Here is an 11933-nt window from a genome sequence, read left to right as displayed (position 1 = left end):
ACCAAGAAGGCAAAAAACGCCTTCTTACCCCATTCATCTTATGCTTGTCGGGGCTGATCAAGCCGCTTCCGCTTTTCGGACTGTCCAGCATTTCCCGCAGGAGTCGAACACCTTCCACTCCAATCAACTTTAATAGTGTCATTTTCAGAATATCCACTCCAACACTTTTCATTGATGAATATAATCTATTTCAATATCAAATACCCATTATAAATATGTAATAAATGGAATATGTTCTTTCTGTTTTTCTCCCGATTGCTTCTGTTGTCAATATTATCAATGTATTGAATGGTTCTCATGTGTCACATACCTGACATGTCCCGACAGAAGTTCTTGAATTTCTCGGGTCATGAGTAGAAATTTCCTTTCATTTCTATTAGACTAGGAATGTGAAATCTTTAGAAATTCAGGTGAATAGATTATGGAAACTCGCCAGCGATTTGCTGATAAGATCGATTGGGGTCTTCTCTTTTTATTGATGCTGTTCTTTATTGTAAGTGCAATGGGAATCAGCAGTGCCCAGACCTCAGGGCAATATGGGACAAACTTTGTGATTAGACAGGCTTTTTGGTACGTAGTGGGCGGTATCATCATCGGCGCTGCGTTATTTCTCGACTCAGATCAGTATAAACGGCTTGCCTGGTACATATACGGCGCAGGAATCTTCTTGCTCGTTTTATTATTGATTTCTCCGGAAAGCATCGCACCTCACCGGAATGGGGCCAAAAGCTGGTTCATGCTTGGACCGCTTGGATCGATACAGCCTTCAGAGTTCATGAAGACATTCTTAATCCTTGCTTTGGCACGTGTCATTACCAATCATCATGAACTTAATCCAAGAAAAACAGTGCAGACGGACTTTCAGTTATTGATTAAAATCGGCTTGACCACCCTTCTCCCCCTTGCTTTCATCATGCAGCAGCCGGATTTAGGGACATCACTGGTCATACTGGCCATTATGACGGGTATCATCCTCGTTTCAGGTATTACGTGGAAGCTGATTGTGCCTATCTATGCTTCGATCGGAGTCTTAGGTGCAGGCATCCTTTCACTGGTCATATGGGCACCACAATTATTGGAGAAATATTTAAACGTGAAACCTTACCAATTCGGACGGATCTATGCCTGGCTCGATCCGTACAATTATGCTAAATTAGAAGGATTTCACTTGATCAACTCCCTTAACGCCATTGGTTCGGGACAGATTTTCGGGAAAGGCTACAGTGACCGGGAAGTGTATATCCCGGAAAATCATACGGACTTTATTTTCAGTGTCATCGGTGAAGAATACGGATTTATCGGCGCAAGTGTCGTCATCAGCTTATATTTTCTGCTGATCTACCACCTAACCAAGACGGCCCTTGATACGAAAGAGCCTTTCAACGCGTATGTGTGTGCAGGGATCATCAGTATGATCACGTTCCATGTGTTCCAGAACATCGGCATGACGATCCAGTTGCTCCCGATCACCGGTATCCCCCTTCCGTTCATCAGTTATGGAGGGAGCTCCCTCATGGGGAACATGCTGGCCCTCGGCCTTGTGTTCAGTATGAGGTTTCATCATAAAACGTATATGTTTTCTTCTGAAGATTCCTAATTACCGGTTGCATTCATCCCTGAAATGTGTAAAATAATAGTAATTAGATATGGAATATTCTGTGAAGAAGAGAGTAATCCCGACGTGGATCATAAGCGAGCCGGGGGCGGTGGGAGCCCGGTATGAAGCCCTGGATGAACCGCACTTCTGAGAAGTTCTTCTTGAAATCAGTAGGGAAGGACCGGGATCTCCCGTTATACAATGAGTGTCCTTAATCGGGAATAAGAGTGGTACCGCGAGCTAAACTCGTCTCTGTATAGAGACGGGTTTTTTTGTGTTTTATACTAATGGGAGGTGTAACAAGATGGACTTGAAATTAATATTTGCCCAAGAATTAAAGACTCAGCTCCTGCAGGACTGGCGCGAGAAAGAACTATACGATTTGATTGAAACCCCGAAGCATAGTCATTTAGGGGACTTAGCCTTCCCTTGCTTCCAGTTGGCCAAAACCATGAAAAAAGCTCCTGCACAGATCGCGAAGGAAATGGCCGCTGAGATTACCTCTCCCCTTTTCACCAAGGTGGAGGCGGTTGGACCTTATATCAATATTCACTTTGACGGGGCTAAAGCAGGAAAAGAAATCGTGTCGGGGATTTTGGCGAAAGGAAAGGACTATGGAACCCACACCTTTGGAGAAAACAGAACCGTCGTATTAGACATGTCCTCCCCCAACATCGCCAAGCCGTTTTCCATGGGGCACCTCCGTTCAACGGTCATCGGGAATGCCATTGCCACCATTGCGGAAAAATGCGGCTATCGTACCGAAAAAATCAATTACATCGGAGACTGGGGAACACAGTTCGGCAAACTGATCGTCGCTTTCAAAAAGTGGGGAGACCCTGATAAGGTCAAAGAAAATCCCATTGCCGAGTTGTTCATTCTTTATAAAAAATTTCATGAAGAAGCAGAACTCGACGCTTCCCTTGAGGAAGAAGGAAGAAAAGCCTTTAAGCTCCTCGAAGACGGGGATGAAGAGATTACCGGGCTTTGGAGATGGTTTAAGGATGAATCACTCCAAGCATTTAAGACGATTTACTCTTTACTTGGCGTCCAGTTCGATTCCTATAACGGTGAATCATTCTTCAATGACAAGATGGAAGAAGTCGTGACCTTGCTTCAGGAACATCATCTTCTGGAGGAATCCCAGGGGGCTCAAGTCGTTCGGATGGATGATGGGAATCTGCCTCCCTGCCTGATTAAGAAATCTGATGGAGCAACCCTTTATGCCACACGGGACCTGGCTGCTGCCCTTTATCGTCAGCGTCAATATGCCTTTGATGAAGCCCTGTACATTGTAGGCCAGGAGCAGACCATCCATTTCCAGCAAGTGATGAACGTCTTGAAAAAGCTCGGGTACACTTGGGCGGATGAAATGAAGCATATTCCATTCGGTTTGTATTTAAAAGATGGAAAGAAGATGTCTACAAGAAAAGGAAGGGTCATTCTCCTTGAAGAAGTGCTTCACGAAGCCATCAAAATGGCAGAGGACAACATTAAGCAGAAAAACCCTGACTTAAAGGATGCTTACAGAGTTGCAAGAGATGTCGGGGTCGGAGCAATCATTTTTCATGACCTGAAGAATGACCGTCTCAATGATATTGAATTCTCCCTTGAACATATGCTCACCTTCGAAGGTGAAACCGGTCCTTATATTCAATACACGTATGCGAGAGCCCAGTCCCTTCTCAGAAAAGCAGGACAGATTGATCCACTGACATTTGAAGGTCTTGAAGATGCTGAAAGCTGGGACGTGATTAAACAGCTGCGGTTATTTCCGGAAATCATCGAAAAATCATGGCAACATTATGCTCCATCTGTCATTGCCAAATATTTAATCGCCACATCACAAAGCTTCAACCGTTACTATGCTAAAACCAAAATCATTTCAGATGACAACCAGCAACATTCCCGTCTGGCCCTGGTTCATGCCGTGGGGATTGTCCTTGCCGAAGGATTGCGATTATTGGGGATGAAATCCCCTGCTGAAATGTAGAATCCGAAAGAATACTGTCACTATTTCCCGAGAAATAGATTTATTTCGAGAATGTGAACGATTCAGTTCTTTAAGTACAGGTTGAATAGGATATTTCATGACTCCCTTTATGAAAAGTGATATACTTTCTTATGTTCTATTAAAAACGAAACTAACGCTTTATTCATAAAGGAGATTACTTATGTCTGAACTACTTCACACGTTCGAAGCATGGTTAATGGATTATGGTGTATGGGGACTGATCATCGTCTCTTTCGCAGATTCATCTTTCTTCCCCATTCCACCTGATGTATTACTGATTCCATTGGCGATTGCCAACCCCGGCAGTGCACTGCTTTACGCACTTTATACGACGATCGCTTCCGTCATCGGAGCCCTTTTTGGATGGTTGATCGGGAAAAAGCTGGGTCGCCCGATTCTTGTTCGGCTATTCTCTGAAGCAAGAATTCAAAAAGTAGAAGAGTACTTCAAAAAGTTCGGCCCAATGGCATTACTGATTGCAGGTCTGACACCGGTCCCGTATAAGATTTTCACCATATTCGCAGGGGTATCCGGCGTGAAGATCCGGGTACTTGTGATCTGGTCGATCATCGGCAGGGGGATCCGCTTTTTCCTGGAGGGTGCAATCATTCTCACATTGGGAGCAAAAGCAAAACCTTTTATCGAGGAGAACTTCACTATACTGACACTTGCTGCAGGCGGTGTACTGATTCTTGTCTATCTCGTCTACTTGGTCATCAAAAAGAAAAAGCAAACTCCTTGATCAGCTGATTTAAAAAGGAGCATGGGATCACCCCATGCTCCTTTTTTATTCGGAAGCTCCCACGACAAAGCGCAGATGCTTATGTAATACGCGTAGGGACTGCCTGCTGCCTTCATAGAGTTCCCCATCCATATCAAGCTTCTCATCCTGTCCGAGTTCAATATGGGCTTCTTTTGCTTGAATGTGCATAATATCGTCATATTCTTCGCTGATATTGCCAGTACTTTTAATGACGAGAAATTCCTTCAGCAATGGAAATCCACTTTTCTTCACCAAATATATGTCCATCAATCCATCGTCCATATTGATACACGTAGGCAGTGGATTGGACCCGATCGAACGTCCGTTTGCGACCAACAGCATGACGACCTCTTCTTCCACTACCTCATTTTCCGTCGTGACCTTCACATTCAAGATAGGTGAATCCTGAATCGATTGGAATGCACTGATATAATAGCTCAGTTTCCCGAGGACGCTCTTTGATCCTACATCAATATTATCGCTCGTCTGTGCAACCAATCCCGTGCCCCAGAAGTTACTGAAATACCTCTCCCCTGCTTTCACAATGTCGATTTCCTGTTCATAAGGCTGTTCGGTTATAAGACGGACGGCTTGTCCAATATTCATCGGAATGCGCAGGGAGCGGGCAAAATCGTTACATGTGCCTCCAGGAAGAATGGCGACAAGCGGACGATCACTGAGAACAGACAGCCCATTGATGGCTTCATGGATCGTACCATCCCCGCCCATGATGACCACCAGCTCATAGCGACTCCCTGATTCCCTGCAGACCCTTTCTGCATCTCCCTTTTCTTTTGTTTTATGAATGATGAGTTCGTTGCAGATATCCAATAAAGGGGGGACGGCATCCTTCAACAGGATTTCGAGTGTCCCTTGACCTGCCTTGCCATTGCATATAAGCAATACTTCCGAAAATCTCGCCATGAATATCGTCACCTAACCTATAGATTTAGTATGGTACATAAAAAGAGGCTGACCCAAAACGATGAGTGATGATCATCCTTATCGGACCAGGCCATATGATTAGAAAATATTTCAACCTATCATGTGTACTTACCGGCTTTTGAAGCCAATGAATCTTGGGTCAACCTCTTTTACTATGCCGTATTCGAGTCTTCCTGAGGGACTTGGAGTACAGATCGATAGGCAATTCCGAGACGCCCTTTGATATAGCTTTGGGGGTCATAGGGAATATGCTGATGCTGCATGCGATGAAGCTCCATTTCTGCAAACATAGCCAGTGCACGACAAACCTGATCCAATGCCATGCTTATACGATGTGGATCTGAAGGCTGGTCCCGGCTCATACAGTAGTATGAAATCTCATCTGCCTTCTTTCTGATTTCCTTTAATGCTTGTGGATCAAACATCATTCTTTCCATGCCTAACCCTCCCCTTTACCTTTAGCTATAGTATATCGGGAAGAATCGGGAATTATGTCTGTCCTATATTTCGGATATGCGTGGATTATGAATCTTGTGTTAACGTCTTAGGTAATGGTTGATACTGCTTTAGTGAATGAAGAATTTCCCGTCTTGATTTCGTTTTTGAAATATTCACACCGACGTTCGACAATTTCGTTATCACTTTTTTAAAGCGATCGTTCTCCTTTACCACGTTATTCACCTCTTTTTAAAATATCGTTACCTATTTGTACGTTTTACTCCGTAAAAGGTTTCACTTATTGTAATATGGTTTTCCTTTTCCCTAAAAATGAAACGATAATCCTACTTTTACACATTTCAGAAGAATAATTTGTTTCGAATTACACAATTTATACTCATGAAAACTAAACTGACATGTATTCTTATCACAACGTCCCTATTTTTTAGTCTAATTGGTCTACATAAAATAAATGCCGTAAGCACGTATATTGTAAAAAAAGGAGATACACTTTGGACCATTTCCAGGGAGTTTCAAATCGGATTGTCTGAAATGATCCGTGCGAACCCCCAGTTGAAAGATCCAAACATCATTTATCCGGGTCAAAACATTAAAATCCCTGGCATCACTTCCCAAAGTTCATTCGAAAACCAAGTCATTGAATTAACAAATAAGGAACGGGAGAAAAACGGCCTCCCTCCTCTTCACTCTGACGGAAATCTCTCTCGGGTCTCCTTGTATAAGTCCCGTGATATGAGGGATGCCGGGTACTTCTCCCATAGAAGCCCGACCTACGGAACTCCCGATGAGATGCTGACACGTTTCCACATCGTATATAGCGAAGCTAGTGAAAATATCGCTGCCGGTCAAATGAGTCCTGAAAAAGTTGTCCGGGACTGGATGGACAGTCCGGTTCACCGTAAGAACATTCTCAACAAGTCCTATACACATGTGGGCGTAGGATATGCCGATGGTGGGACTTACGGGTCGTACTGGACACAGCTGTTTATTGCGAAATAAACAGCTGAATGAGGAAGGTCCGTCCCTCCAAAAGCTCAACTAAGTTTGGAAAAACATGTTCAGAATAAGAGTGGGATATAGGATGGATAATAAGGGTGTACTGCCATTATGATCAAGGGGGAATTTTTCATGCAAGTACGTGATATTATGTCGACAAATGTGGAAGCAGCTTCTAACCAGGATTCACTTGAGAGCGTCGCTTCCAAGATGAGTTCCAGAAACGTTGGTTCCGTTCCTGTCGTTGAAAACGGCCAGGTTGTCGGGATGATTACGGACCGTGATATTGCGACCCGTGGACTGTCTCAAGGTGCACAGGGAAATGTCTCTCAGGTAATGTCACAGCAAGTTGTGACCATTTCTCCTGATGCATCCGTAGAAGAAGCATCGGCTTTGATGTCCCAGCATCAGGTGCGCCGTTTGCCTGTTGTGGAAAATGGTCAGCTGGTCGGGATGCTGGCTTTAGGAGATTTGGCAGTACAGCAGAAATCCGATCAAAGTGCCGGAAGCGCCTTAAGCGGAATCTCCCAGAATCACCTTCGTTAATAAAGGCTTAAGAGCAGAAACTTCATAGCTTTCTTTTACTGTATAAGGGGCTTCTGCAGCCCCTTATTCAGCATGTAAGAGATCTTAATCGACTTATTGTGACGAAGAGATGGGCATATCGTCATTTTTTTCATGTTCAGGAAGGATTTTCTTTGTTTGTGACGAATTTGTGATTAATGCAAAAGGTGTTTATGGAGGAGGATGTTTTGTATGAGCCGTGCCGCACGATCGTATCGGAAGGAAGTTCGTCATTTTAAACGTGAGAACCGCAAAAGAGTCTTCGCCGACAGCATTCTTGATTTCTTATTTATGTTATTTGGTATTTCAATGATCACGGGGATTTTATTATTTGTTTTAGGATTTTGGAATTTTTATTAATCAGATCTCTGCCATTATTTATCCTATTTTAATAGCTTGAACGCTTAACCGTCGCCATGGATTTCTATGGCTTTTTTTGTGTTACGGGCTGCACTCACCACATAAAAAATCATTATTCAAATAAACATATATAAGTTATTCCACGATAATTATCCGCGCTATTACTTTCGTCATAAGCGTATCCCGAAAACCTTTATTACTATGATAAAATAGTTCGGTTCACTAAATAAAATCTGGTAATATTTTAATATTCAGATAATAACTTGACTTTCATTTTAAATTTTCAGATAATAATACATGTAACCGACACAAATTTTTGAGGGGGTTATCATGGATATTTTAAACAATTTAGTTACGGAAGCAAACTCCATATTATGGGGGTATATTTTAATCGGTGTACTGCTCATTTTAGGATTATACTTCACAATCGGATCTAAATTTGTTCAAATTCGCCATATAGGTGAAATGCTTCGATTATTAGGGGATAAAGATGTCGTTGAAGCAGAAGGGGAAAAGCAGATTTCTTCCTTACAGGCATTCTTTATTGGAGCAGGTACTCGAATTGGTACAGGTAATTTAGCAGGAGTAGCCATTGCCTTAGCAATTGGGGGACCTGGAGCGGTCTTCTGGATGTGGCTCGTTGCCATTCTGGGAGGAGCCAGCGCCTTTGTCGAAAGCACATTGGCACAGATTTATAAAGAAAAGGATAAGGTAGGATTCAAAGGCGGCCCCGGCTACTATATGAAGAAACAACTGGGCAAGCCCTGGATGAGTTCGATCTTTGCGGTTACCATCATCCTATCCTTTGGGACAACCTTTAATGCTGTTCAAAGTAATACCATCGCAACGGCCTTCAGTAATTCATTTGGCATCAATACGTTTGTCATTGGAATTGTACTTGCCGGATTGACTGCACTCATCATCTTTGGCGGTGTGAAACGCATAGCCAACTTTTCATCTTTCATTGTACCGATCATGGCAGGCTTTTATATTGTACTCGCTCTATTTGTAGTCATTACGAATATCACTGAAATGCCCGGCGTCATCGCCATGATTTTCAAGAGTGCCTTCGGCTTTGAACAAGTCGTCGGTGGGGGTATCGGAGCCGCGATCATGAACGGTGTAAAGCGTGGGCTATTCTCCAATGAAGCCGGAATGGGTAGTGCACCGAATGCGGCGGCTACGGCATCGGTTTCCCACCCTGTCAAGCAGGGGTTCATCCAGGCACTGGGGGTATTCTTTGATACGATTCTCGTATGTTCCGCGACGGCCTTTATCATATTAACGTCAGACGCCTACGGTTCCGGTTTAACGGGAATCGAACTATCGCAAGCTGCCATGTCTGAACACTTTAACTCATGGGCCGGAATCTTTCTGGCGATTGCCATCTTTACCTTTGCCTTCAGTTCCATCATTGGGAGTTATTATTATGGTGAAGCCAATCTTCCATTCATTAATAAAAGCAAGACCGGCCTTCTGATCTACCGCTTCATTGCACTGGGAATGGTGATCTTCGGGTCTGTCGCAAGTCTTGATATCGTCTGGAGCCTCGCTGACTTTTCAATGGCCTTGATGGCCCTTACGAACTTGGCTGCCATCGGTGTCCTGGCACCGATCGCCTTTAAGGCTTTGGACAACTATATGACGCAGCGTCGTCAAGGATTGGATCCTGTCTTCTATGCAGATGATATTCCTGGTTTAAAGAATGTCGAATGCTGGCCAAAGCGTCAAAGTGATATGCCTAAAAAAGCCGTAAATGAATAATCAACCTTCTACGAAAGAGCAGGGGCAGGTCCCTGCTCTTTTTTCTTGTCATTTTTTTCTATTCCATTCTCAGGTATACTATTGATAGAAAGTTAGTCAAAGGAGCCATAACATGATGAGTATCCTATCTGCTCTTCTAGGGGTATTATTTTTTCTTAACCTGATCCTTGCCGCTGTCATCATATTCTTGGAGCGGAAAGATGCGGGAGCGACCTGGGCCTGGCTGATGGTGTTGTTCTTCATTCCATTTCTGGGGTTCATCCTCTATTTGGTGTTCGGGCAGAACTTGAGCAGGAAAAGGTTATTTGACTGGGAGGATATGAAGAAGATCGGAATTGAAGGCTTGATTCACAATCAGATTCAATCCTTGAAGGAACATCGTTTTCCTTTTAAAAATGAAATCGCCTTTCGTTATCAGGATCTTATTTATATGCATCTGATCAATAATGAGGCCCTACTGACCCAGGATAATGAGGTCACCTTTTATACACACGGAGAAGACAAGTTTGAAGCGCTGTTAGAAGACATCGAGGCAGCAGATGATCATATTCATATACAATATTATATTTTCAAGAAAGATCAGCTAGGTATGCGCATCTTGAAGAAGCTCACGGAAAAAGCTAAGAAAGGCGTAAAGGTCAGGGTCCTATACGATGAAATGGGGTCCAGGCGAACGAGGCGGGGGTTCTTTAGAGACCTCCTCTCTGCCGGTGGTGAGGTGGAAGTATTTTTCCCTTCCAAGATCCCCTTTATCAACCTCCGCTTAAACTATCGGAATCACAGGAAGCTTGTGATCATTGATGGAAAAGTTGGCTATGTAGGCGGCTTTAATATCGGGGATGAATACCTGGGCTTGAACCCCAGGTTCGGTTATTGGCGGGATACCCACCTCAGAATTGCCGGCAGCTCTGCACTCGCCATGCAGACAAGATTCATCCTCGATTGGAATCAGGCAAGCCGATCAAAGAAGATTGCCTATGACCTGCGATACTTTCCCCCGCCATCTTTCACGGGGGATGCAGGGGTTCAGATTGTCACATGCGGTCCCGACTCGGAATGGGAGCAGATAAAAAATGGCTATATCAAAATGATTTCATCAGCCAAGGAATCCATCTACATCCAGACCCCATACTTCATTCCAGACGTCAGTCTCCTCGATTCTTTGAGGATTGCTTCTCTTACAGGGGTGGATGTCCGGATTATGATCCCGAATAAACCCGACCATCTATTTGTCTATTGGGCGACGTATTCGTATATCGGGGAGCTCCTGAAAGCCGGAGCGAAGATTTATATTTATGATAATGGATTTATACATGCCAAAACGATTGTCGTCGATGAGGTCATTTCCTCTGTCGGTACAGCCAATATCGATGTCCGAAGCTTTCGTTTAAACTTCGAGGTCAATGCCTTTTTATATGATCAGGCACTCTCTGAGGATCTTGGAGTTGTATTTAGAAAGGACATTGAAAAGAGCAGGGAATTAACATTGGAAGACTATCATCAAAGACCTTTGACGATCAAAGTGAAGGAATCCATATCAAGGCTGTTGTCCCCGATCCTATAGATGAGATGATTGGACATTGCCATCTGCCGATAGAAAAAGGCATAATAGACTTATTGTGAAAGAAAAAGAGAGGGATGAGATCATGAGTGTGCACAAAGAAATTTCCAAGCATTCCAACATGCAAAATCAGCTTGTTCAGCAATTTATGAAACTGGATGAGCAGAGAGAAAAGGCGATTGACGAAGCTGTTCAGCTTTGTTCTGCCGGAAAACCTTTTACAACAGATCACATTAATCAAGTAACAAATGAAATCAATGCCCTGGCAAGACGCGGTGTCGTTCCCCAAAGAAAACTTGTGTCAACGGAAATGGTTGAAGAATATGTCGCGAGACTAAAATAAGCTGGACAACATAAATAACCCTGATACGCCTGCAACCATTCTGATGGTGAGGTCGTATCAGGGTTACTTTATTAGAAGGCTGAAATTTAGGCTTTTAATGCGCTATTCCACCCATCATAAACAAATACAGGCTGTGTATCGTTTTCGGCTCTCTCTGTCACCACATAGTTTTTATGTGCTACGACCGTTTGATCATCTGGTAAGTCCAGTTTCTTCGCAATTTCCCTATCCATTTTGACGATGACAGTATTTTCTCTCAAGGTCGTGACGACACCATTGATGACATGTTTCTTTCTTTTAAACTGAATCGTATCCCCAAGGTTTGCATTCTCTTTTGAATAAACGAATGTATTTTCCATTTTAAAGTCCCCTTTTTAGTTAAAATGATCGTTCTCTTTTTAATTGAAAGAATTTTCTAATAATATTATTTTAACTTGTATTTATATAAATTTCAATGAATGACTTATCCTTTTTGTACCACAATTACATAAAGTCAAAACCTTTTGATGTCTTTTTTCAAAATCTTTTACAGCCAAAGCGATGCCTGGCTGATTTTCGCTCCAGGTG

At 43.2% G+C, this 11933-nt stretch carries 13 protein-coding genes and 1 other annotated feature; of the genes, 9 read left to right on the top strand and 4 right to left on the bottom strand.

The genetic code is table 11. From position 1 onward, the window contains the following. Positions 1-421: 421 nt before the first annotated feature. The 3 genes from BVI01S_RS21185 (at position 422) to BVI01S_RS21175 (ending at position 4353) form a co-directional block, all read left to right on the top strand. Positions 422-1597 (top strand): FtsW/RodA/SpoVE family cell cycle protein, encoded by a 1176-nt coding sequence (locus BVI01S_RS21185; protein ID WP_034763125.1) that lies wholly within the window; start codon positions 422-424, stop codon positions 1595-1597. A gap of 52 nt (positions 1598-1649) precedes the next feature. Then, positions 1650-1854, top strand: a binding site (T-box leader). A gap of 47 nt (positions 1855-1901) precedes the next feature. Beyond that, entirely contained in the window at positions 1902-3590 is a 1689-nt protein-coding gene (gene argS / locus BVI01S_RS21180) for an arginine--tRNA ligase (RefSeq protein WP_061811479.1), read from the top strand. A 181-nt stretch (positions 3591-3771) separates the two neighbouring features. Continuing rightward, positions 3772-4353, top strand: a complete 582-nt coding sequence (locus BVI01S_RS21175) for a YqaA family protein (RefSeq protein ID WP_034763130.1) — start codon at positions 3772-3774, stop codon at positions 4351-4353. A 45-nt stretch (positions 4354-4398) separates the two neighbouring features. Here BVI01S_RS21175 and BVI01S_RS21170 read toward each other — a convergent pair whose 3' ends face one another. From BVI01S_RS21170 to BVI01S_RS22795, 3 genes are all read right to left on the bottom strand, one after another. Beyond that, positions 4399-5298, bottom strand: coding sequence for a diacylglycerol/lipid kinase family protein (locus BVI01S_RS21170; protein ID WP_061811478.1), 900 nt, complete (start codon positions 5296-5298; stop codon positions 4399-4401). Positions 5299-5471: 173 nt separating this feature from the next. After that, a complete protein-coding gene (locus BVI01S_RS21165; protein WP_229596889.1) occupies positions 5472-5756 on the bottom strand; it encodes a hypothetical protein in 285 nt (94 codons plus the stop codon). Positions 5757-5841: 85 nt separating this feature from the next. Beyond that, complete coding sequence (locus BVI01S_RS22795; RefSeq protein WP_098351100.1) at positions 5842-5991, bottom strand: Lmo0850 family protein; 150 nt, start codon at positions 5989-5991, stop codon at positions 5842-5844. A 165-nt stretch (positions 5992-6156) separates the two neighbouring features. Between BVI01S_RS22795 and safA the strand changes: the two genes are divergently transcribed. The 6 genes from safA to BVI01S_RS21140 all read left to right on the top strand — a co-directional run bounded on the left by safA (position 6157) and on the right by BVI01S_RS21140 (position 11366). After that, positions 6157-6777 (top strand): SafA/ExsA family spore coat assembly protein, encoded by a 621-nt coding sequence (gene safA, locus BVI01S_RS21160; RefSeq protein WP_061811477.1) that lies wholly within the window; start codon positions 6157-6159, stop codon positions 6775-6777. 129 nt (positions 6778-6906) lie between these two features. Next, complete coding sequence (locus BVI01S_RS21155) at positions 6907-7320, top strand: CBS domain-containing protein (protein WP_034763135.1); 414 nt, start codon at positions 6907-6909, stop codon at positions 7318-7320. Positions 7321-7530: 210 nt separating this feature from the next. Further along, a complete protein-coding gene (locus BVI01S_RS22660) occupies positions 7531-7698 on the top strand; it encodes a hypothetical protein (RefSeq protein ID WP_156030145.1) in 168 nt (55 codons plus the stop codon). A gap of 330 nt (positions 7699-8028) precedes the next feature. Next, positions 8029-9462, top strand: a complete 1434-nt coding sequence (locus BVI01S_RS21150; RefSeq protein ID WP_061811476.1) for an alanine/glycine:cation symporter family protein — start codon at positions 8029-8031, stop codon at positions 9460-9462. Positions 9463-9577: 115 nt separating this feature from the next. Next, positions 9578-11026, top strand: coding sequence for a cardiolipin synthase (cls, locus tag BVI01S_RS21145; protein WP_061811481.1), 1449 nt, complete (start codon positions 9578-9580; stop codon positions 11024-11026). Positions 11027-11108: 82 nt separating this feature from the next. Continuing rightward, entirely contained in the window at positions 11109-11366 is a 258-nt protein-coding gene (locus BVI01S_RS21140; protein WP_061811480.1) for a YpbS family protein, read from the top strand. A gap of 86 nt (positions 11367-11452) precedes the next feature. On the opposite strand, the gene BVI01S_RS21135 is transcribed toward BVI01S_RS21140, so the two are convergent. Continuing rightward, the gene (locus BVI01S_RS21135) at positions 11453-11725 is read right to left on the bottom strand and encodes a DUF2187 family protein (RefSeq protein ID WP_051758445.1); all 273 of its coding nucleotides are present in this window, start codon (positions 11723-11725) and stop codon (positions 11453-11455) included. Positions 11726-11933: the final 208 nt, after the last annotated feature.

Source organism: Rossellomorea vietnamensis NBRC 101237, from assembly GCF_001591825.1.
Lineage (GTDB): Bacteria > Bacillota > Bacilli > Bacillales > Bacillaceae_B > Rossellomorea > Rossellomorea vietnamensis.
Note: the sequence above shows the minus strand (reverse complement) of the source record. Positions and strands in the feature narration are given on the sequence as shown.